General features: G+C 67.6%; 21 protein-coding genes and 1 riboswitch. Of the genes, 3 read left to right on the top strand and 18 right to left on the bottom strand.

The window, feature by feature from the left end:
• Positions 1 to 38: 38 nt before the first annotated feature.
• Together queF and J5837_RS05865 are read right to left on the bottom strand one after the other, a co-directional pair.
• A complete protein-coding gene (gene queF, locus J5837_RS05870; RefSeq protein WP_210535760.1) occupies positions 39 to 851 on the bottom strand; it encodes an NADPH-dependent 7-cyano-7-deazaguanine reductase QueF in 813 nt (270 codons plus the stop codon).
• 56 nt (positions 852 to 907) lie between these two features.
• Complete coding sequence (locus J5837_RS05865; protein WP_210535759.1) at positions 908 to 1,906, bottom strand: aldo/keto reductase; 999 nt, start codon at positions 1,904 to 1,906, stop codon at positions 908 to 910.
• Positions 1,907 to 2,015: 109 nt separating this feature from the next.
• Between J5837_RS05865 and J5837_RS05860 the strand changes: the two genes are divergently transcribed.
• Positions 2,016 to 2,924, top strand: coding sequence for a LysR family transcriptional regulator (locus tag J5837_RS05860; RefSeq protein WP_244755650.1), 909 nt, complete (start codon positions 2,016 to 2,018; stop codon positions 2,922 to 2,924).
• On the opposite strand, the gene J5837_RS05855 is transcribed toward J5837_RS05860, so the two are convergent.
• From J5837_RS05855 to J5837_RS05835, 5 genes are all read right to left on the bottom strand, one after another.
• Complete coding sequence (locus J5837_RS05855) at positions 2,921 to 3,334, bottom strand: acyl-CoA thioesterase (RefSeq protein ID WP_210535758.1); 414 nt, start codon at positions 3,332 to 3,334, stop codon at positions 2,921 to 2,923. The two genes, J5837_RS05860 and J5837_RS05855, sit on opposite strands and share 4 nt — an antisense overlap.
• A gap of 77 nt (positions 3,335 to 3,411) precedes the next feature.
• Complete coding sequence (locus tag J5837_RS05850; RefSeq protein ID WP_210535757.1) at positions 3,412 to 4,164, bottom strand: glutathione S-transferase family protein; 753 nt, start codon at positions 4,162 to 4,164, stop codon at positions 3,412 to 3,414.
• 153 nt (positions 4,165 to 4,317) lie between these two features.
• The gene (locus J5837_RS05845) at positions 4,318 to 5,337 is read right to left on the bottom strand and encodes a ribonucleotide-diphosphate reductase subunit beta (protein WP_210535756.1); all 1,020 of its coding nucleotides are present in this window, start codon (positions 5,335 to 5,337) and stop codon (positions 4,318 to 4,320) included.
• A 117-nt stretch (positions 5,338 to 5,454) separates the two neighbouring features.
• Complete coding sequence (locus J5837_RS05840) at positions 5,455 to 5,676, bottom strand: hypothetical protein (RefSeq protein ID WP_210535755.1); 222 nt, start codon at positions 5,674 to 5,676, stop codon at positions 5,455 to 5,457.
• Positions 5,677 to 5,700: 24 nt separating this feature from the next.
• Positions 5,701 to 8,124: a ribonucleoside-diphosphate reductase subunit alpha gene (locus J5837_RS05835; RefSeq protein WP_210535754.1), complete on the bottom strand. Its 2,424-nt coding sequence runs from the start codon at positions 8,122 to 8,124 to the stop codon at positions 5,701 to 5,703.
• Positions 8,125 to 8,297: 173 nt separating this feature from the next.
• A riboswitch (cobalamin riboswitch) is annotated at positions 8,298 to 8,501 on the bottom strand.
• A 168-nt stretch (positions 8,502 to 8,669) separates the two neighbouring features.
• Here J5837_RS05835 and J5837_RS05830 point away from each other — a divergent pair.
• Positions 8,670 to 9,593, top strand: a complete 924-nt coding sequence (locus tag J5837_RS05830) for an alpha/beta hydrolase (protein ID WP_210535753.1) — start codon at positions 8,670 to 8,672, stop codon at positions 9,591 to 9,593.
• A gap of 19 nt (positions 9,594 to 9,612) precedes the next feature.
• On the opposite strand, the gene J5837_RS05825 is transcribed toward J5837_RS05830, so the two are convergent.
• From J5837_RS05825 to J5837_RS05815, 3 genes are read right to left on the bottom strand one after another with little or no spacing between them, the layout of a single operon-like run.
• Positions 9,613 to 10,659, bottom strand: a complete 1,047-nt coding sequence (locus J5837_RS05825) for an aldo/keto reductase (protein WP_210535752.1) — start codon at positions 10,657 to 10,659, stop codon at positions 9,613 to 9,615.
• Positions 10,660 to 10,716: 57 nt separating this feature from the next.
• Complete coding sequence (dkgB, locus tag J5837_RS05820; RefSeq protein ID WP_210535751.1) at positions 10,717 to 11,520, bottom strand: 2,5-didehydrogluconate reductase DkgB; 804 nt, start codon at positions 11,518 to 11,520, stop codon at positions 10,717 to 10,719.
• A 55-nt stretch (positions 11,521 to 11,575) separates the two neighbouring features.
• Positions 11,576 to 12,787, bottom strand: coding sequence for an MFS transporter (locus J5837_RS05815; protein WP_210535750.1), 1,212 nt, complete (start codon positions 12,785 to 12,787; stop codon positions 11,576 to 11,578).
• A gap of 95 nt (positions 12,788 to 12,882) precedes the next feature.
• On the opposite strand from J5837_RS05815, the gene J5837_RS05810 reads away from it, so the two are divergent.
• Entirely contained in the window at positions 12,883 to 13,791 is a 909-nt protein-coding gene (locus tag J5837_RS05810) for a LysR family transcriptional regulator (protein WP_210535749.1), read from the top strand.
• Positions 13,792 to 13,883: 92 nt separating this feature from the next.
• Here the strand turns inward: J5837_RS05810 and J5837_RS05805 are convergent, their stop codons facing one another.
• From J5837_RS05805 to zwf, 8 genes are all read right to left on the bottom strand, one after another.
• Entirely contained in the window at positions 13,884 to 14,309 is a 426-nt protein-coding gene (locus tag J5837_RS05805) for an organic hydroperoxide resistance protein (RefSeq protein ID WP_210535748.1), read from the bottom strand.
• A gap of 111 nt (positions 14,310 to 14,420) precedes the next feature.
• Positions 14,421 to 14,879: a MarR family winged helix-turn-helix transcriptional regulator gene (locus tag J5837_RS05800; protein WP_210535747.1), complete on the bottom strand. Its 459-nt coding sequence runs from the start codon at positions 14,877 to 14,879 to the stop codon at positions 14,421 to 14,423.
• A gap of 76 nt (positions 14,880 to 14,955) precedes the next feature.
• Positions 14,956 to 16,062: a cell division protein ZapE gene (gene zapE / locus J5837_RS05795; RefSeq protein WP_210535746.1), complete on the bottom strand. Its 1,107-nt coding sequence runs from the start codon at positions 16,060 to 16,062 to the stop codon at positions 14,956 to 14,958.
• Positions 16,059 to 16,724, bottom strand: a complete 666-nt coding sequence (locus J5837_RS05790; RefSeq protein ID WP_210535745.1) for an alpha/beta hydrolase — start codon at positions 16,722 to 16,724, stop codon at positions 16,059 to 16,061. Before J5837_RS05790 ends, zapE begins: the two co-directional genes overlap by 4 nt.
• Positions 16,725 to 16,776: 52 nt before the next feature.
• Positions 16,777 to 18,474, bottom strand: coding sequence for an ExeM/NucH family extracellular endonuclease (locus J5837_RS05785; RefSeq protein ID WP_210536156.1), 1,698 nt, complete (start codon positions 18,472 to 18,474; stop codon positions 16,777 to 16,779).
• Positions 18,475 to 18,663: 189 nt separating this feature from the next.
• A complete protein-coding gene (locus J5837_RS05780; RefSeq protein ID WP_210535744.1) occupies positions 18,664 to 19,182 on the bottom strand; it encodes a c-type cytochrome in 519 nt (172 codons plus the stop codon).
• A 128-nt stretch (positions 19,183 to 19,310) separates the two neighbouring features.
• Positions 19,311 to 20,003: a 6-phosphogluconolactonase gene (gene pgl / locus J5837_RS05775; protein WP_210535743.1), complete on the bottom strand. Its 693-nt coding sequence runs from the start codon at positions 20,001 to 20,003 to the stop codon at positions 19,311 to 19,313.
• Positions 20,004 to 20,169: 166 nt separating this feature from the next.
• A complete protein-coding gene (zwf, locus tag J5837_RS05770) occupies positions 20,170 to 21,645 on the bottom strand; it encodes a glucose-6-phosphate dehydrogenase (protein WP_210535742.1) in 1,476 nt (491 codons plus the stop codon).
• Between the last annotated feature and the right edge of the window lie 44 nt (positions 21,646 to 21,689).

Below are 21,689 nucleotides of genomic sequence, written 5' to 3'. Positions count from 1 at the left end.
AGAAAACATCGGGAACGCGTGAAGCATGAATGTAATATTCATTGCCTCATCTCGCGCCGCATGAGCGGCTCGGGTGCGCCCGGCGTGGCGCGCCACGGATTGATGTCCAGGCCGCCGCGGCGGGTGTAGCGCGCTTCCACCGACAGCCATTGCGGCCGGCAGCGCGAAAGCACGTCGGCGAATATCCGTTCGACGCATTGCTCGTGGAAGCCCGCGTGGTGGCGGAAACTGACCAGGTAGCGCAGCAGGCCGGCGCGGTCGAGGCGCGGGCCGCGATAGGCGATGCTCACGCTGGCCCAGTCCGGTTGCCCGGTGACGGGGCAGTTCGACTTCAACAGATGCGACGACAGCGTTTCCTCGACGATGCCGCCGGCATCAGCGACGAGGAAATCCGGATGCGGCGGATCGTAATGATCGATGTCGATGTCGAGCGCGTCGATCGACTCGCCTGTTTCGCCGGAAATCGCCGGCACGCCGAACGCCATCGCGACCGTCGCGCCCGCCGCCGCCGACAGGTCGGAAACGATGCGCTCGCGCAGCGCATCGCGGTCGGCGAAGCGTTCGTCGTTCAACGAATTGAGATAGAGCTTCAGCGATTTCGATTCGACCAGGTTCGGCGAATCGCAGGGCACGCGCAGCGTCGCCGTGTCCACCTGCGGCTTGCCGCGCGCGTCGAGCCACGCCAGTTCGAACGCATGCCAGCGGTCGAAGCCGATGAACGGCAACGCGGCCGGGACCAGGCCCAGTTCGCTTCGGGCACCGGCGCGCGGAATCGGGAACAGCAGGCTGGCGTCGTAACGCGAGGGATAGGCGACCTCGCGGCCGAGGCTGGAGTCTTGCGCGGAATTCATCCGCGAATTCTACGCCGTGCGGAAACGGATGCCGTCCGCTTCCGCACGGCGACCGTTCAGCGATTCACCGCCTGCATGCCCGCACCCGGATAGCGCATGCCCGCCACCGCGCCGGGCGGGAACACCGCATCCAGCGCGGCCAGTTCCGCCGCATCGAGCTGCACATCGAGCGCGTCGAGGTTCTCATCGAGATAGCGGATCCGCTTGGTGCCGGGGATCGGCACGATGTCGTCGCCCTGGGCCAGCACCCAGGCCAGGGCGAGCTGGCTGGCCGTGACGCCCTTGGCCTTCGCCAGCGCATCGACCTGTTCGACCAGGGCGAGGTTCTTCGCGAAATTCTCCCCCTGGAAACGCGGCGAATGGCGGCGGTAGTCGTCGGCGTCGAAGTCGTCGGGACTCTTCAGCGCACCGGTCAGGAAGCCGCGGCCCAGCGGCGAATAGGCGACGAAGCCGATGCCCAGTTCGCGCAGGGTCGCCAGCACGCCATTCTCCTCCTGGTCGCGCGACCACAACGAAAATTCGCTCTGCACTGCCGTGATCGGATGCACCGCATGGGCGCGGCGGATGGTCTCCGCCGACGCCTCGGACAGGCCGAGGAAACGCACCTTGCCCTGCTCGACCAGCCGCGCCATCGCGCCGACGGTGTCCTCGATCGGCACCTGCGGATCGACGCGATGCTGGTAGTACAGATCGATGTGGTCGACGCCGAGCCGCTTCAGGCTGCCTTCGCAGGCGGCCTGCACGTATTCCGGACGGCCGTCGACGCCGCGCGCGTGCGGGTCGTTCGGATCGAGCCGGATGCCGAACTTGGTGGCGAGGAAGACCTGCTCGCGGCGCGGTCCGGCGATCGCCTTGCCGACCAGCATCTCGTTGGTGTGCGGGCCGTACATGTCGGCGGTATCCAGCAGGGTGACGCCACGGTCCAGCGCGCGATGGATCACCGCGATGGATTCCGCGTCGTCGCCGCGACCGCCGTAGAACGCGCTCATGCCCATGCAGCCGAGGCCGAGGGCGGAAACAGTGGGGCCGTTGCGGCCGAGCGTGCGGGTTTGCATGGGGAGTTCTCCGAAGGGGGCGCAGCTGCGCAAGGAAGGGGAGATGGTGGAGCCCGGCCAGTGTGCGCGCCGCGATAAGAAAGAAAAACGGTGGTAGCCTTCCTGACAAATGAAGCCAAACTTCACAATCAGGCCGGAAACCCTGTCGGCGCTGCCGGCCTTCGTGCGGGTCGCGCGGTTGGGCAGCTTCCGCATGGCCGCCGACCAGCTCGGGGTCAGTCCGTCGGCGGTTTCGCAGACCCTGCGCGCGCTGGAAACCCGGCTCGGCGTACGCCTGCTCAACCGCACCACCCGCCGGGTCGGCCTGACCGAGGCCGGCGAGCGCCTGCTGCGCCGGATCAGCCCCGCGATCGACACGCTCAACGAAGCGCTGGAGGAAGTGGAGTCGGCGCGCGAACGCCCGGCCGGCCTGCTGCGCGTCAACCTGCCGCGCGCGGCATGGTGGCTGGTCGCGCCGCGGCTGCCGGATTTCCTTGCGCGTTACCCCGACGTGCGGGTGGAGCTGTTCGCCGACGACGGACTCAGCGACGTGATCTCCGGCGGCTTCGACGCGGGCATTCGCCTGGGCGAGTTGCTGAGCCAGGATATGGTCGCGTTGCCGCTCACCCCGCCGCTGAAGATGGCCGTGCTCGGATCGCCGGACTACTTCCGCCGCCATCCGCCGCCGCAAACGCCGGAGGACCTGGCACAGCACGTCTGTGTGCACTTCCGCTATTCCGGCAGCGGCAAGCTGGTGGAATGGGAATTCGTCCGCGACGGTCGCGTGTTCGAGGTGGAAGTGGGCTCGCGGCTGATCGTCAACGACGGCGGCACCGCGCTCGATGCCGCCCTGCGCGGGATGGGACTGGCGCAGCTGTTCGAATTCGCCACGAAGGAGTACGAAGCGGCAGGCCGCCTGGTACGCGTGCTCGAACCGTTCTACCTGCCGTTCCCCGGGTTCTTCATCTACTACCCGGCGCGCGAATACCTGCCGCCGAAGTTGCGGGTATTCGTCGACTGGTTGCGCGAGGGTGCCTAGGCCGCCGTGGCCACCGGCAACGGCGGCGCCTGCACCGGACGACCCAGTTCGTCCAGCGCCACCATCACGAAGTGGCCTTGCGTGCACAGCTTGCGCTGGCCGCTCAGCAGGTCTTCGTTGACCACGTCGACGTCGACGTGCATCGAACTGCGCCCGACCTTGACGATGCGCGCGATCACTTCGACCAGGTCGCCCTTGCGAATCGGCTGGTTGAAATCGACCTGTTCCGAACGCGCCGTGACCACGGTGCTGCGCGCATAGCGCGAGGCGACGATGAAGGCGGCCATGTCCATCCAGGCCAGCGCCTGGCCGCCGAACAGGGTGCCGAGGTGGTTGGTATGGTCGGGGAAGACCATCTCCAGCAGTCGCGCCTCGGTTGGGCGCGGGTCTTGGGTCTGGAATTCGGCCATGGGAACGGATTCTCCGATTGAGACCCTCCCGGGTCCACGCTAACCGCGCCGGCTGGAGCAACTGCTCCAATCCGGGATCACTCCAGCCGCATCAAGCCGCGCCGTGCGACGTTCGTGCCCAAGGTTTCCGCCGCGAGCGGCGCGCCGAGCCCGGCCAGCACCGCGCGCTGCTCCGCAATCGGGGTGCGCAGCATGGGCTCTTCGAAAGCCGCCAGTCGGGTGAACGCCGGCCGGGCCAGCACGCGTTCGACGTAGGCGGCGGTCTTCGGCCAGCGCGCGGCGTCGACGGCATAGCGGACGAAGGCGACGTTGCGGAAGAAGCTGCCGATGGCGATGTCGGCGATGCCGAATTCGCCGAACAGGAAGCCGTCCGCGGGTAGCTGCGACTCCAGATAATCCAGCGCTATCGGCATCTGCTCGTCGCGCGCGCGCTGCACGACGGCGTCGTTGGTGGCCTCGCCGAACAGGAAGCGCTTGACTCCCTTCTGGTAGAACATGCCCCAGATCACCACATCGCCCAAGTAGGAATCGGCGTATTCCTCCAACCAGCGCGCCTGCGCGCGCTGCCACAGGTCGGCCGGGTACAGCGCCGGCTGCGGATGGCGTTCCTCCAGGTACTGGCAGATCACCGACGAGTCGTTGAGCACGCGGTCGCCCTCGACCAGCACCGGGATGCGCCGCAGCGGACTCAACTCGCCGAAGCGATCGTTGCCGACGAAGGGCGCGATCGGGTCGATGGTGTAGGCCAGTCCTTTGGTTTCCAGCACGACCAATACCTTGCGCACGTAGGGCGACAGGTAGTTGCCGATGATGTGGTAGGACGCGGTCACGGCGAACTCCGGCGGAAGCGTGCGGCGATGCTAGCGCAAGCTGGACGACCTTCGGATGTTTCGATTGTCATCCCGAGCGCAGCGAGCGATCTGCCTTCCTCGAGATCCCTCGCTGCGCCCGGAATGACAGGAGCGGGCCAGTTAAGGCCTTCGCTAGAACGCGTGGTCGAAACCGACTTCTCCCTCCACGCCGACCTGGTAGGCCGATACGCGGCGTTCGAAGAAGTTGGTCAGCTCCTGCACGTCCTGCAGGTCCATGAACGGGAACGGATTGCTCGCGCCGAATTCGCGGGCGAAGCCGAGTTGGGCGAGGCGCTGGTCGGCGCAGTACTCCAGGTACTGGCGCATGTCCTTCAGCGACAAGCCGGCGACGCCGCCGGACAGGGTGTCCTCGGCGAAGGCGTGCTCGCAGTCCACTGCCTCGCGCAACATCTGCGCGACCTGCGCGGCGAACCCGGCGTCGACCAGTTCCGGCTCTTCCTCGCGCGCGGTGCGGATCACCTCGAAGGCGAAGGCCATGTGGCAGCTCTCGTCGCGGAATACCCAGTTGGTGCCGCTGGCCAGCCCGTGCAGCAGGCCGCGCGAGCGCAGGTAGTACACGTAGGCGAAGGCGCCGAAGAAGAACAGGCCTTCGATGCACGCGGCGAAGCAGACCAGGTTGAGCAGGAACTGCCGGCGCTGCTCGCGCGTCTCGATCCTGTGCAGGCCGTGCACCGAATCCATCCACTTGAAGCAGAAGTCCGCCTTGCGCTTGATCGACGGGATGTTGTCGACCGCGGCGAAGGCCTTGGCGCGCTCGTTCGGGTCGGGCAGGTAGGTATCGAGCAGGGTCAGGTAGAACTGCACGTGCAGCGCTTCCTCGTACAGCTGCCGCGACAGGTACATGCGCGCCTCGGGCGCGTTGACGTGGCGGTACAGGTTCAGCACCAGGTTGTTCGACACGATCGAATCCCCGGTGGCGAAGAACGCGACCAGGCGCTCGATCAGGTGGCGCTCGGCGGGGCCGAACTTGTGCTTCAGGTCGTTGAGGTCCAGCGAGAAATCGACTTCTTCCACCGTCCACGTGTTGCGGATGGCGTTGCGGTACATCTCGTAGAACTGCGGGTAGCGCATCGGGCGCAGGGTCAGTTCGAAGCCGGGGTCGAGCAACAGCTGGCGGTTGTGGGCGGACATGTGGATTCCCGGTGGGCTTTGCGTGCCTCCGTTGCGGGAGGGCGGATGGATGGAATCGGCGCGTCCCTGCGCCGGGACGTCCTGTCCCTGTCTCCGCATCCGGCGGACCGTGGTGTTCTAGCGTTCGTAGCGGTCGTGCACGCGCCGGCTGATGTAGGTGCTCAGGCCCTTGCCGGCCTGCGCCAGCCGTTTCATGCGGGCGACATGGGCGGGGCCGGCACTGGCGTGGCTGTACACATAAATGCGGTCGGAGCCGCGGAACCTCACCAGGATCGCGTCCTCGCGCAGGCCGTAGGCCTCCACGCCGGAATCGCCGCTCAGGTTGAGGTACCGCTGCATCGTCGCTCCCGGCGCGCTTGCGCCTCATTGGCAGGCTTCGCAGGCCTCCGGGTTCTCGAGGGAACAGGCGACGGCCTCGCTCGGCGTGTATTCCGGCCTGGCCGCCGCGGTGTTGCCCACCGTGGCCTTTGCGATCTTGGTCGCCGGACGCGAACGCAGGTAGTAGGTGGTCTTGATGCCCTGCTTCCACGCGTACATGTACATCGACGACATCGCGCCGATGCTGGGGCTTTCCATGAAAAGATTCAGTGAGGCCGACTGGTCGATGAACGCGCCGCGATCGGCGGCCATGTCGATCAGCGAGCGCATCGGGATTTCCCAGGCGGTGCGGTAGACCTGGCGCAGCGTTGCCGGGATCTGCGCGAGGCCCTGGACCGAGCCTTCGACCAGTTTGATCGCGTCGCGCATTTCCGGCGTCCACAGGCCGAGCTTCTTCAGCTCCTCGACCAGGTGGCGGTTGACCTGCAGGAAGTCGCCCGACAGGGTCTCGCGCTTGAACAGGTTGCTGACCTGCGGCTCGACGCATTCGTAACAACCGGCGATAGAAGCGATGGTCGCGGTCGGGGCGATGGCGACCAGCAGCGAGTTGCGCAGGCCGTGCTGCCTGATCCGCTCGCGCAGGACATCCCAGCGTTCGGGATGCTGCGGCGTCACGTTCCAGGCGTCGAACTGCAACTCGCCGCTGGCCGCGCGCGTGTCGGCGAACGACGGATGCCGGCCACGTTCCTGCGCCAGTTCGCACGAAGTTTCCAGCGCATGGAAATAGATCGTCTCGGCGATGCGCTTCGACAGCGCGCGCGCGGCATCGCCGTCGAATGGTAGGCGCAGCTTGAAGAACACATCCTGCAAGCCCATGCAGCCCAGCCCGACCGGGCGCCAGCGCAGGTTGCCGCGGCGCGCGGATTCGATCGGGTAGAAGTTCAGGTCGATGACCCGGTCGAGCTGGCGCACGGCCAGGCGCACGGTTTCGGCCAGTTGTTCGAAATCGAATTCGCCGTCGGCGTCGAAATGCCGCGCCAGGTTGATCGAACCGAGGTTGCACACCGCGGTTTCCTCGGCGGAAGTGATCTCGAGGATCTCGGTGCACAGGTTGGACAGGTGGATGACGTTGCCGGCCTTCGCGGTCTGGTTGCTGGCCTGGTTGCATTTGTCCTTGAAGGTCATCCAGCCGTTGCCGGTCTGTGCCAGCGTGCGCATCATCCGTGCGTACAGCTCGCGCGCCTTGATCGACTTGACCGCCTTGCCCTGCGCCTCGGCCTGTTCGTAGGCGCGCTCGAACGCCTCGCCGTACAGATCGGTGAATTCCGGCACGATGCGCGGATCGAACAGCGACCAGTCGCCGTCGGTTTCCACCCGCTTCATGAACAGGTCCGGCACCCAGTTGGCCAAGTTGAGGTTGTGCGTGCGCCGCGCCTCGTCGCCGGTGTTGTCGCGCAGTTCGAGGAATTCCTCGACGTCGGCATGCCACGGCTCCAGGTACACGCAGGCCGCGCCCTTGCGCTTGCCGCCCTGGTTGACCGCGGCGACCGACGAATCCAGGGTCTTCAACCACGGCACGATGCCGTTGCTGTGGCCGTTGGTCGACTTGATCAGCGAGCCGCGCGAGCGCACCCGCGTGTAGCTGACGCCGATGCCGCCGCTGAACTTGGAAAGCTGGGCGATGTCGCCGTACTTGGCGTAGATCGACTCCAGCGAATCCTGCGGCGAATCCAGCAGGAAGCACGACGAAAGCTGCTCGTGGGTGGTGCCGCTGTTGAACAGGGTCGGCGACGAGGGCAGGTATTCGAGGTTGGCCATGCGCCGGTACAGCGCCAGCGCTTCGGGCACGTCCTCGCTCAACGCGCAGGCGATGCGCAGGAAGAACTGCTGCGGGGTCTCGATGGCCTTGCGCGTATGCGGATGGCGCAGCAGGTAGCGGTCGTACAGCGTGCGCAGGCCGAAGTAGTCGAAGTGCCCGTCCAGCGACGGATCCAGCGCATCGTTGAGCTTGCGAGCGTTGGCCTGAACGAAGCCGAGCAGGCGCTCGTTGATCAGGCCGACATCGTGGCCGCGCGCGACCGATTGCGAGAACGCGTGGATTTCCTGCCCCGCCACTTCCTTGGCGATCACGCCTGCCAGCAGGCGCGCGGCGAGGCGGCTGTACTCGGGTTCCTCGGCGGTCAGCAGCGCGGCGGTGCGGATCGACAGCTCGTCCAGCTCGCGCGTGCTGGCGCCGTCGTACAGGCCGGAGATGGTGCGCGTGGCCACGCGCATCGGATCGACCGCGTGCAGGCCATCGCAACAGCGCAGCACCGCGCGCACGATCTTGTTCAGGTCGACCAGTTCGCGCTGGCCGTTGCGCTTGGTCACGTGCATCGCCAGGTTGGCCGGCGGCGGGGTCAGCGCGAAGGCGTGGTTGGTCGACGCTGCTGCGGCCTCGTCGGCGACGAGGGTCTCGGTCTGGCTCATGTTTCCTCCATGCGGACGCACTGGCGGCCGTCCCTCGCAGGCCGTGGAGGGCCGTGGATGCGTCGCAGGATGGGAAAGCGGCGTCGCAGGGGCGGAGACGCGCGAACGGACGCGGCCGGCCTGCTTCGCCAGCCATCTCCCCCCGGAGATTCCGCGGCCGGCACCGCGCGGCGTGCTGCGCGCGGCTGTCGGCAGGTCTTCGGACTTGTGGACGCGGAAGCCTCGCTTCCTCCTAGCCCGTCGCTTCCCGAGGCTCGCCTCAGTGCCAATGACGGGTTCGTTTCCACCTACCGCTGCGGGGCAGTGCCGGCATTCGACCGGCTTCCCTTTTGATCCTTCCGCTTGCGGCGGAAGGAACCGACGACCACAACATAGTGGGGCATCGCGGATCCGTCAATACAACATCGTGGATGCGGCGTTTCGGCCGTCGCCGGCGGTCGCGGCTGAAGCGCAGCGGAACGAACTGGCTGTCACACGCCTTCCGCCGTCATCGCCCGATGCGCGCCTGCGTTGCCTGCCACGCCACCCGACCTGGAGCCGCATCGATGGATCCGCGACACATTCCGCGCTTGTTGTGCCTGTGCCTGCCGCTCGCGGCGTCATTGCTCGCCGCGCAGGCGGCCGATGCGCAGGGTCTGCGCGCACGCTTCGAACGCCTGCGCGAAGCGAGCCGGCAGGAACGTCCGGTCGCGCTGCCCGCGGGCGCGATGGCGATCCGCAACGTGGCCTACGGCGCGGATCCGGCACAGCGTTTCGATATCTACCTGCCCGCGAACCCGAGGAACGCGCCGGTCGTGTTCTACGTGCATGGCGGCGGCTGGGCCAATGGCGACAAGACCAACCCGGGAACCGCGAACAAGCTGGCGTACTGGCTGCCGAAGGGTTACGCGGTAGTCTCGGCGAACTACCGGATGCTGCCCGCCGCGATGCCGCTGGAACAGGCGCGCGATGTGGCCCGTGCGGTCGCCACTGCACAATCGCATGCGACCGAATGGAAAATCGACGCGAAGCGCTTCGTGCTGATGGGCCATTCCGCCGGTGCGCACTTGGTCGCGCTGCTCGGCGCCGATCCGCGCATGCTGGCCGAGGCCGGCGCGCAACGACCGCGCGGGGTGGTGTCGCTGGACAGCGGTGCGCTCGACGTGCCGGCGCTGATGTCGCAACCCCGCGTGCCGCGGCTGTATCGCAACGCCTTCGGCACCGATGAAAAGTATTGGATCGCCACGTCGCCGCAACATCGGCTTAGCCGCGATGCGTTGCCGATGCTGATCGTCTGCTCCAGCGAACGCCGCTTCCCGACTTCGCCGTGCGAGGAAGGCCGCAAGTTCGCGCGAAGAGGCGCATCGCTCGGCGTCGCGATGCGGGTGCTGCCCGAACCGCTGGACCACGGCGCAATCAACCACGATCTCGGCACGCCGTCGGCCTATACCGACGACGTGGGCGCCTACATCGACGGGCTGGTTCGCTGACCGCCGCGAGACCGGCGCGCTATAGTCCCGCGACGGAGACCGGCGGCGGCGCCAGCTCGGTGAACATGCCGTTCCAGTACGGGTAATAAGGCGACGGCGGCATGACCGCGCTGGCCGCATCGAGCCGCGCGACCTGCGCGGCATCGAGGTTCCAGCCGGCCGCGCCGAGGTTCTGCCGCAACTGTTCCTCGTTGCGCGCGCCGATCAGCACCGTCGAAACCGTCGGTCGTTGCAGCAACCAGTTCAACGCGATCTGCGGGATGCTCTTGCCGGTTTCCGCCGCGATCTCGTCCAGCGCATCGACCACACGATACAGGCGTTCCTCGTCGACCGGCGGGGCGAAGCCGGCGGTGTCGTGCAGGCGGCTGTTCGGCGGCAGCGGCTGGCCGCGACGGATCTTGCCGGTCAGGCGACCCCAGCCCAGCGGACTCCACACCACCGCGCCGACGCCCTGGTCCAGGCCCAGCGGCATCAGTTCCCATTCGTAGTCGCGGCCGATCAGCGAGTAGTACGCCTGGTTGGCGACGTAGCGCGGATGGCCGCGCCGGTCGGCGACGGCCAGCGATTTCATCAGTTGCCAGCCGGAGAAATTCGACGCACCGACGTAGCGCACCTTGCCGGCGCGGACCAGATCGTCGAGCGCGGACAGGGTTTCCTCGACCGGCGTGTGCGCATCGAAGGCGTGCAACTGCAGCAGGTCGATGTAGTCGGTGCCAAGTCGGCGCAGCGACGCGTCCACCGCCTTCGGCAGGCGCAGGCGCGAAGTGCCCACGTCGTTGGGGCCGTCGCCCAACCGCAACGCGGTCTTGGTCGAAATCAGTGCGCGGTCGCGGCGGCCTTTCAATGCGGCGCCGAGGATTTCCTCCGAAGCGCCCTCGGAATAGACGTCGGCGGTGTCGAAGAAGTTGACCCCGGCGTCGAGGCAGATATCGATCAGGCGTCGCGCCTCGTCCACGTCGATGTTGCCCCACGCGGAGAACAGCGGCCCCTTGCCGCCGAAAGTGCCGACGCCGAAGCCGAGCGCCGGCACTTTCAGGCCGGATGCGCCGAGAAAACGGGTTTCCATTGGTGAGCCTTCCTTCAACAAGGGGAAATCAGGGGGTTCGGTGCCGCAGCGCCCGCGTCAGTCCCACGCCGGGGCGAGACCATCGGGATTGGCCAGGCGCTCGTTGCGGTCCAGCGCGGCAATGCGCGCCAGGTCCGCGTCGTCGAGGCGCAGGTCGCGCGCCTTGAGGTTGCCTTGCAGGTTCGTGCGCTTGGTCGAGGACGGGATCACCGCCCATCCATGCCGCAACGCCCATGCCAGCACGACTTGCGCCGGCGTCGCGCCGTGTTTCGCCGCGATGTCCCGGATGACTTCATCCTGCAGTGCCTTGCCGAAGGCCAGGGTCATGTACGAAGTCAGCCGAATGCCTTGCGCCTGCGCGTAGGCGGCCAGCTTGCGGTTCTGCAGGTAGGGGCTGATCTCGACCTGGTTGGTCGCGATACTGCCTGCACCGGTGATGTCGATGGCCTGGCCGAGCAGGTCGATGGTGAAGTTGGACACGCCGATCTGTTGGGTCAGCCCTTGCGCGCGCGCTTCGGCCAGCGCTTCGAGGGTGTCGGCCAGCGGCACCGCACCGCCGGGAGAGGGCCAGTGGATCAGGGTCAGGTCGACGCGGTCGGTGCGCAGCCTGTCCAGGCTGGCCTTCAGGCTCGGGATCAGGGCATCCCTGCCGAGGTTGTCGATCCAGATCTTGGTGGTCAGGAACAGCTCGTCGCGCGACACGCCGGATTCGGCGATGGCCCGGCCGATGTCGGCTTCGTTGTCGTAGATCTGCGCGGTGTCGATGGCGCGATAACCGACATCGAGCGCATCGCGCACCGAGTCGATCACCGTTTGGCCCTTCAGGCGGAAGGTGCCGAGGCCGAAGTCGGGAATGGACATGATCGGTTCCTGGTTCGAACGGCGTGTTCTGGATGGATTCTGCGAAAGACCGGGTTCAGGCCGCGTCGGCGCAAACGGCGACTTCGTCGCGCGTCCGTTCGCGGCGGATCGCATACAACGCGACCAGCAACGCGGACGCGGGCACCAAGGCGCCCACCCAGGTCAGCGCCGGCAGGCCGGTGCCGGACGCGATCACCGCGCCGCCCAGCCAGGCGCCGAAGGCGTTGCCCAGGTTGAACGCACCGATGTTCAGGCTGGAAGCGAGGCTCTGCGCGCCTTCGGCCTTGCGCAGCACCCACAACTGCAGCGGCGACACCGTGGCGAACGCAGCCGCGCCGAGCAGGCCGGTGAACAGCACCATCGCGACCTTGCTGTGCAGGGCGAAGGCCATCAGCGCCATCACCACGGCCAGCGCGGCCAGCGTGCCGAGCAGCGCCTTGGCCAGGCCACGATCGGCGAAGCGTCCACCGACCAGGTTGCCGACGATCATGCCCACGCCGAACACCAGCAGGATCGGCGACACCGCCGCGTCGGCGAAGCCGGTGACTTGGGTCAGCAACGGCTGGATGAAGGTGTAGACGGTGAACATGCCGCCGAAGCCGAGCACGGTCATCAGCAGGCCCAGCAAGACCGGCGGGCGCGCCACCGCGCGCAGTTCGTCGCCGAAGCGGCCGGCCTCGCGCGTACCCCGGTCGCGCGGCACCATCGTCGCGATCACCACGGTCGCGACCACGCCGATCGCCGCCACCGCCCAGAACGTCATCCGCCAGCCGTAATGCAGGCCCAGCCACGCGCCGGCCGGCACGCCGAGCAGGGTGGCCACGGTCAGGCCGGTGAACATGATCGAGATCGCCGAAGCCTTGCGGTCTTCGTCGACCAGCGAGGTGGCGACCACCGCGCCGACGCCGAAGAAGGTGCCGTGGGCCAGCGAGGTCAGCACGCGCGCGGCCATCAGCACTTCGTAGTTCGGCGCCAGCGCACAGGCGAGATTGCCGAGAGTGAATACCACCATCAACGCGACCAGCACTGCCTTGCGCGGCAGCCGGCCGGTCGCGGCCGTCAGCAACGGCGCGCCTGCGAACACCCCCAGCGCATAACCGGAAATCAGCAGCCCGGCGCTGGCGATGGACACGTGCAGGTCGGCGGCAACCTGCATCAGCAGGCCCATGATCACGAATTCGGTGGTGCCGATGCCGAAGGCGCCGGCAGTAAGGGCGTAAACGGCCAAGGGCATGCGCCGGGAGCCGGAGGTAGCTGGGAAGGCCATGACGGACGATCCGAAAGAAAGGCGGGCAGGATGCGGCTTCCCTCTTTCTCGAAAAACCACCAATATGCCGAATCAATTTCAATAAATCATTGAAAATGGACCGGATCGGCGATCTCAGCCTGTTCCTTCGCGTGCTCGACCTGGGGTCGATCACCGCCGCCGCGCACAGCCTCGACCTGTCGGTGGCGGTGGCCAGCCAGCGCCTGAAGCGGCTGGAAGACGGCTTGGGCGTGCGTCTGCTCCAGCGCACCACGCGCAGCCTGCACCCGACCCCGGAAGGCCTGGCCTTGGCCGAGCAGGGCCGGCCGCTGGTCGAGGAATTCGAAGCGCTGGCTTCGGGTCTGCGCCGTTCCGGTTCGGAGGTGGCCGGCAACCTGCGCGTGACCATGGGCGCGACCTTCGGCCGCATGTACGTCTCGCCGCTGCTGCCGGAGTTCATGTCGCGGCATCCGCTGGTGCGCGTGGTCGCCCACCTCAGCGACCAGACCGTGGACCTGGTCGGCGACGGCTTCGACCTGGCCATCCGCATCGGCGAGCTGGACGATTCCAGCCTGGTGTCGCGCCGCATCGCCGCAAATCGCCGGGTGCTGTGCGCGTCGCCCGGTTACCTGCGCCGGCACGGCGCGCCCGCGACGCCGGACGAACTGGCCCAGCACAACTGCCTGCTGCTGTTCGACAGCCATCGCCGCCGCGACCACTGGCACCTGCGCCGCGCCGACAGCGCCGAAGCCGAAGTGCGCGTCACCGGCCGGCTGGAAAGCACCCTGGGCGAACTGCTGCGCGACGCGGCGGTGGCCGGCGAAGGCATCGCGCTGTTCTCGTACTGGCACGTCGCCGCCGACCTGCGCGAAGGCCGCCTGCAGCTCGTGCTGCCCGATTGGACGATCCCGGAAACCGGCATTCACGCGGTGATGCCGCAGCGCCGCTTCGTGCCGCCGCGCGTGCGCGCCTTCGTCGATTTCCTCGAAGCGCATTTCGGCGGCGTGCCGCCGTGGGAAAAATAGGGATCCGACGACCGGGCCATCGGTTCTTCCCTCAACCCCGATGTGGCGCCGCAAGGCGTCCCCTGCGCCGCCACGCGGGTCGATGCGGCGCCTCAGGCGACCGCGGTAAGCACTACGTCGATGTTGCCGCGCGTGGCATTCGAATACGGGCACACTTGATGCGCCTTCTCGATCAGTTCCTGCGCGCGTTCCTGCGCCAGGCCCGGGATGCGCACGCGCAACGCGGCCTGGATGCCGAAGCCGCCGCCTTGCGGACCGATGCCGACTTCGCTTTCGATCGAGGTATCGGCGGGGATGGCGATTTTTTCCCGACCCGCGACCAGTTTCAGCGCGCCCATGAAGCAGGCGGCATAGCCAGCGGCGAACAGTTCTTCGGGATTGGTGCCGGCGCCGCCGGCGCCACCCATTTCCTTGGGCAGGCTCAACTCCAGTTCCAGGCCGGTCGCGCCGCGGGCGTTGCCCTGGCGACCGCCGGTGACGGTGGCGTGGGCGGTGTAAAGCACTTTTTCGAGCGACATCAGATTTCTCCGTGTAGGTGGCGCGGGAGGGGCCGGGCACCACGACCGGCTTTGCTTGCTATTTAATCGTGCGCTATATATGTGTCGGAACGAACCGATGCGCCAAGCCCTTCATGCGCCGCGTTCCAGGTCCGTGCGCAGGGCTTCCAGCTGCCGCTTCATCGCCGCCAGGTCATCCAGGCTGCACGAGGTAGCGCAGAACAATTGCTCCGGAATCCTGCCGGCCTTGCGTCGCAGCGCGAGGCCTTCGGCGGTCAACCCCACGATCACCTGGCGCTCGTCGCCGCTGGCGCGGGTCCGGGTGACCAGGCCTGCCGCCTGCAGCCGTTTGAGCAGCGGCGTGAGCGTCGCGGAGTCCAGGAACAGGCGCTCGCCGATCTCCGACACGCTCAGCCCGTCGCGTTCCCACAACACCAACATCACCAGGTACTGCGGATAGGTCAGCCCCAGGCCTTTCAGCAACTGCCGGTAACGCTTGTGCATGGCCAGGTTGGCCGAATACAGCGCGAAGCACAGCTGGTTGTCGAGGCGCAGCGCGCTGGCGTCGGCGGGGAGTGGGCGGGAGCTCATGGCAACAATATACATAGCGCGCTATGTAATTGCAAGCGATTTGTTTGCCGGCCGCCCACCGCAATGGACGGGCGTTTCAGGCCCGGTGCGAAGTCGCGAGGTATTCCGCGCTCTGCATCTCGATCAACCGCGAAGCGGTGCGTTCGAACGCGTTGCCGAGGCGCGTGCCCGAGTACAGCGCGGTCGGCGCGGCGGCGGCCGTGCAGACCAGGTTGACGTGGCGATCGTAGAGCTCGTCGACCAGGTTGACGAACCGGCGCGCGGCGTCTTCGTTCAACGCGCCGAACGAGGGGATGTCGCCGAGCAGCACGGTGTTGAACTCGCGCGCGACCTCGATGTAATCGGTGGTGCCGCGCGGGCCTTCGCACAGCGCGGCGAAATCGAACCAGACGATGCTCTTGCCGCGTCCGCGCACCGGAATCTTGCGCGCGTCGATCTCGATGTTCCCGGCATGCGCGTCGCTGCCGCCGCTGAGTTCCTTCCAGCGCGCGGCCAGCCAGCCGTCGGATTGCGCATCCAGCGGCGCGCGGTACACCGGCGAACGGGTTAACGCACGCAAACGGTAGTCTTCATCGCCGCCCGAGCGCAGCACCACGCAATGCTGCTGGATCAGCGCGATCGCCGGCAGGAAGCCCGCGCGCTGCAATCCGTCCTTGTACAGGTTCTCCGGCGCGGTGTTCGACGTGGTGACCAGGGTGATGCCCTCGGCGACCATGTGTTCCAGCAGCCTGGCCAGCAACATCGCGTCGCCGATGTCGGTGACGAAGAATTCGTCCAGCACCAGCACGCGCAGCCGACCGCGCGCTTCGCGCACGATCTTCGCCAACGGATCGGCCTCGCCGGCGTGCGCGCGCAAACGCTCGTGCACGTTGCGCATGAAGCGATGGAAATGCGTGCGGTACTTTTCCTTGATCGGCAGGCCGTCGTAGAACAGATCGACCAGGAAAGTCTTGCCGCGCCCGACTTCGCCCCAGTAATACAGCCCCTTCACCGGTTCGGGTTTCGATTTGAACAGCCGACCGAACAGGCCCCCGCCTTGGGTCGATGCCAGCAGCTGCGAATGGATGCGGTCCAGTTCGGCCAGGGCCGGATGCTGGGCCGGGTCGTCTTGCCAGTCGCCGCGCGCCGCGCCGGCGGCATACGTTTGCGAGGGCAGCGGCGCCCGCTCCGCGGAATCGTTCATGCCGATGGCAGCCAGTCGCGCGCGACGTGCTGGATCGCTTCGCGCAGTTCGATCAGCTTGCCGTGGAAGAAATGGCTGGTTTCGGGCAGGCGTACCAGCACCGGCGGATCGGGCAGCGCGGCATGCCAGGCGTACACCGCCTGCGGATCGACGATCTCGTCGGCATCGCCCATCACCACCAGCCACGGTACTTCGGGCAGGTCGATCGGGCCGAAATCCCAGCCTCGGCCCTCGACTGGCGGCGCGATGGAAATCACCGCGTCGGCGCCGAGCTCCTTGGCTCCGCGCAACGATACGTACGAACCGAAGCTGAAACCGGCCAGCCACAACGCATCGTGCGGACGCTGCTGGCGCACCCACGCGACCACCGCGCGCAGGTCGTCGAGCTCGCCGACGCCATGGTCGAACTCGCCGGCCGAATGGCCGACGCCACGGAAGTTGAAACGGACGGTCGCCACGCCGAGTTCGCGCAGCGCGCGTGCGGCGGTGGTGACGACCTTGTTGTTCAGGGTGCCGCCGTCGGTGGACAGCGGATGGCAGACGATGGCGGTGACCGGGCGCGCTTCTTCCGCACGCGGCAGATCGACTGCGACTTCGAGGGCGCCGGCAGGGCCGGGCAGGGTCAGCGTGGCGGATGCGGCCGGAAAATCGGGATAAGTCATCGGTGAATGATAGCGCCTGGCCTTTCCTTCTCTCTCCGGGAGAACGAGAACGCTACAGATCGAAACCCAACAGCATCGGATCGTGGTCGGAACTCCGCCACGGGCCAGCTTCGTTGCCTTGTGCGTAACCATGGCGACGCGATTCGTCGGCGTTGCTGTGCCACTCCGCCGCGCCGCGCAGCGACTTGGCCAGCGCCGGGCTGAGCAGGGCATGGTCTAGGCGGCCGAGGCGGCCTTCGTGCATGAAACTGTAGGGCTCCTGCACGCCAGCGACGACGAAGGCATCCTGCCAGCCGGCATCGCGCAGGTAGCGCAGCGGATCTTCCATCGCATACGAATTGAAATCGCCGACCACCACCGCGCGGCCGCCGCTGCCGGTCGGATCGGTCTTCAGCCACGCGTCGAGGCGGCGCGCCGAATCCACCCGCAGCGCGTTCCAGCAGCCCTGTCCGTCGCCCTGGTCGCGGTCGAGGCCTTCGGCTTCGCTGCAGCCTTTCGACTTGAAGTGGTTGGCGACCACGGTGAACGGCTGGCCATCGTCGCCGCGGCGGAACGCCTGCGCCAGCGGCACGCGGCTGCGTTCGCCGAACGGGCCGCCTTCGAGCACGGCGAACTTGCCGACCGGCGCGACCTTCGATGCGCGATAGATCAGGCCGACGCGGATCGTGTCGATGCCCGGCCCGGCGCCGGTGTCGATGAAACGCCAGTCGGAGCCGTCCGCATTCAACGCCGCGACGAACTGGGCGATGCTCGATTCGGGCCCATAGCCGTCGTTCTCCAGTTCCATCAGCGCCGCGATGTCGGGATTCAGCGCGCGCAGCGTGGCCACCAGCTTCGCGGTCTGCGCCTCCAGCTGCTGCGGCGTGCGCGCGCCGCGCGAGGTCGGGAAACCGCCGCCGTGGCCATCGCCGTTGAACATGTTCTCGAGGTTGAATACCGCCACGCGCACGTTGCCGGCGACTTGCGGCGCTTCGCCCCGTGGCGCCGCGGCGACCCGGAGCGGCTCGATCAATTGCAGGCGCCAGCCGCCGTGGCGCTGGTCGACGATGCCTTCCGCACCGGTCGTGGTGCTGCCGCCGCGCACTTCGCCTTGCGGCAGGTACCAGAGCTTGTCGGGGTCGCGACGGTTGCTGGCATCGTCCAGCACGATCCTGCGGCGCGCATTGTCGGCTTCGACCTGCTTGATCCGCTCGCTGCCGGGCTCGGCCAGTTCGGTCGGCGTCCACAGGCGGCCGTCGAAGCTGGCCAGGGTTTCGCCGAAGCGCGCATCGGTGCCGTTCAAGGTCAGCGTCGCCTCAACCTGCACGCGCATGCCTTCCAGCGCCTCCCAGTCCATCGGCGGTGCGGAAAGCTTCGTCGCGGCGACTTCGCCGGCGCCGCGCGCATCGATGCGCGTGGCGCGCAGCACGGTCATGGTGCCGCGCGGATTGTCGGCCTTGTCCTCGGTCACGTGGCCGCGCACGCGTACGCGCTGGCCTGCGCGCACGGGCGGCAGGTTTTCCGCGGCGGGCATCACCAGCAAGCCGTCGGAAGTCGAGGCATCGCCGTCGCCATCATCCTGGATGAAGAAGCCGCCCAACCCGCTGCCGAAGTTGCCGGTGACCACGCCTTCAACGACGACGACCTGGCCTTCCAGCGGACTGCGCTCGCCGTTGCCCTGGACCTGGCCGATGCGCAGCACCGGGCCCTCGTCGGCCGGGGGCGCGACGGAACCTGGAGCGGCCGGGCTGTTCGGTGGAATCGCGGTCATCAGCAACAGCAACCCGGTGCGCAGGAACGACATGCGAATTCTCCATCAATTGAAGCGCCAGAGAAGTGTAGGTCGAGGTCGCGTCCCCTACGCGTTTTCTGCACTAGCCGCCGTCACGGGCATGCAGGCCGACAGCGAAAACGAAAACGCCGCCCTGCGGCGGCGTTCGTGCGGCGGATCCGACGCGACTTACTTCGACTGCGCCAGCATCCAGTCGACGGTGGCGTGGATCTGCTCTTCGCTCAGCGCGGGGTTGCCGCCCTTGGGCGGCATGATGCCGCCGTCGGGGCCGGTGAAGCCCTCGATGGCATGCTTGTACAAGGTGTCCACGCCCTTCGACGCGCGCGCGCCGAACTCGCCCGCGGTCAGGCGCGGGGCCTTGCCGGCGCCGCTGGTGTGGCAGGCGGTGCACAACTGGTCGAAGATGACCTTGCCGTCGGTGGTGCCGCCGTAGGCGACCTGCGCCGATGCCGCGGCGGCGGCCGCGGCCTGCGCAGCGGCCTGCTGGGCGGCGCCGGTGCTGCCGGCGTAGACCGCGCCGACCGGGGCGATGCGCGCTTCCAGCTGCTTCTGCGCGGTCGGCGAAACCTCCGGCGGGATCACGCCATTGAGGAAGTGCGCGCCGATGATCAGTCCCAGGGTCACCAGGGCCAGGAAGCCGATGACCATGGAGAAATGCTTGAGGAATTCGAGGTCGTAATTGCGCACGTTCACACCTTTGGCGGCACGGCCGGGGGCCGCGCTGGGCTGGGGGGGGTTGTTGCGGAAAGATCCCACCGCCCGGACACCGACGCCCGGACAAGGCCCGCATTATAAGCAGGCCGGGCGGCGCGGCCTCAAGGACACCAGTAGATTTCGGGCGGTTCGGCGGCATCCAGCACCGCGGAAACCGGCAACTCGCGCCCGGCGGGACCCGCCGCGCGTTGCAGCACTTCGCGCTTGGCTTCGCCTTCGATATGCAGGAACAGGTGCCGCGCTTCCCGCAATACCGGCAAGGTCAGGGTGATGCGCGGCTCGCCGGCGCCCGGCGCACGGATCGGCAATACCCGCGCCGACGCGGCCGGATCCAGCGCTTCGGCAAGGCGATCGCCACCGGGGAAGAACGACGCGGTATGGCCATCCGGGCCCATGCCCAGCACGGCGACGTCCAGCGGCAACAACGGCGCGAGCGCGGCGTCGACTTCGGCCAGTGCGTCTTCTGGCCGGGGCACATCGCGGTACAGCGGCACGAAATGCGCCTGCGCGGCGGCGCCGTGCAGCAGGTGTTCGCGCACCAGCGCGGCATTCGAACGTTCGTTGCCCTCGCCGACCCAGCGCTCGTCGACCAGGGTCACGCGCACGCCGGACCAGTCCAGCGATTGCGCGGCCAGCGCGCGCAGGAAGCGCTTGGGCGTGGTGCCGCCGGAAACCGCCAGGCTGGCCATATCGCGCGCGGCCAGCGCGTCGCGCAAAGCATCGGCGACGCGGGCGGCGAGGGCTTCGGCGAGGGCTTCGGAATCCGGAAAAGTCAGCAGGCGCAGGTCGGTCATGTGGCTCGGCTTTTGATGTTCCTTCTCCCACCGGGAGAAGGTGCCCGTAGGGCGGATGAGGGCGGGAGCCGCCATGCACGGGGACGTTGCGTATGCGCCCGAGGGTTTCTTCCCTCATCCGGCGCTTCGCGCCACCTTCTCCCGGTGGGAGAAGGCCAGCCAATCCTCACGCCGCGTCTTCGTGCCAGGTGCGGCCGTCGCGCTCGATCAGTGCGACCGCAGCGCTCGGGCCCCACGAACCGGCAGTGTAGGCCTTGGGCGTGTCGCGCCCGGCTTCCCACGCGGCGAGGATCGGGTCGATCCACGCCCATGCCGCCTCGACTTCGTCGCGGCGCATGAACAGCGTCTGGTTGCCGCGCACCACGTCCATCAGCAGGCGCTCGTAGGCTTCCGGCTGGTGCACGCCGAATTCCTCGGCGAAGCTCATGTCCAGCGGCACGTGCTGCAGGCGCAGGCCGCCCGGGCCCGGGTCCTTGATCATGATCCACAGCTTCACGCCTTCGTCCGGCTGCAGGCGCAGCACCAGCTTGTTGCCCATCACCGGGCCGGCGCTGTCGTCGAAGATCGAATGCGGAATCTGCTTGAAGGCGATGACGATCTCGGACACGCGCTCGGACAGGCGCTTGCCGGTGCGCAGGTAGAACGGCACGCCGGCCCAGCGCCAGTTGTCCACTTCCGCCTTCAGCGCGACGAAGGTTTCGGTGCGCGAATCCGGCTTGCCCAGTTCGTCCAGGTAGCCCGGTACCGCCGCGCCGCTGCTGGCGCCGGCGCGGTACTGGCCGCGCACGGTGAGTTGCGTCACTTCGTCGCCGCGCACCGGCTTCAGCGAGCGCAGCACCTTCAGCTTCTCGTCGCGCACCGCGTCGGCCTGCAAGGCCGCAGGCGGTTCCATCGCCACCATGCACAGCAACTGCAACAGGTGGTTCTGCACCATGTCGCGCAGCGCGCCGCTGGTGTCGTAGTAGCCGGCGCGCTTCTCCAAGCCCACGGTTTCGGCCACGGTGATCTGCACGTGGTCGATGCGGCTGGCGTTCCACAACGGTTCGAACAGGATGTTGGCGAAGCGCAGCGCCAGCAGGTTCTGCACCGTTTCCTTGCCCAGGTAATGGTCGATGCGGAAGATCTGGCCTTCCGCGAACGCGCTGCCGACCGCGTCGTTGATGACCTTGGCGCTGGCCGCGTCCTTGCCGATCGGCTTCTCGATCACCACCCGCGCGTTGCCGCCGTTGAGGCCATGCGCGCGCAGCCGGTCGCAGATGTCGACGAACAGCGACGGACTGGTCGACAGGTAGAACACATGGATGCGGTCGCCATTGCCCAGTGCTGCGGCGAAATCCTCCCAGCCCTCGTCCTTGGTCGCATCGAGGGCGAAGTAGCCGAGCTTTTCCAGGAACGCCGGCAGCTTGGCCTGCAGCGCCGCGTCGTCGCCGATCGCGCGGCCCAAGGCTTCGCCGACCCGCGCGCGGTAATCGGCATCGCCCAGCTTGTCGCGGGCCACGCCGAAGATGCGGCTGGCTTCGGGAATCTGCCCGTCGGCATAGCGGCGCAGCAGGCCCGGCAGCAGCTTGCGCAGCGCCAGGTCCCCGGTGCCACCGAAAATCACCAGGTCGAAAACATCCACGGGTACGGTCTTGGCGGTCATGGCGTCGCGAGTCGATGGAGCGGAAGGAGACGATACCACCGTTA

This window comes from Pseudoxanthomonas helianthi (genome assembly GCF_017939625.1).
GTDB lineage: Bacteria > Pseudomonadota > Gammaproteobacteria > Xanthomonadales > Xanthomonadaceae > Pseudoxanthomonas_A > Pseudoxanthomonas_A helianthi.
The sequence above is the reverse complement of the archived record's forward strand: the minus strand, read 5'-3'. Positions and strand labels throughout refer to the sequence as shown.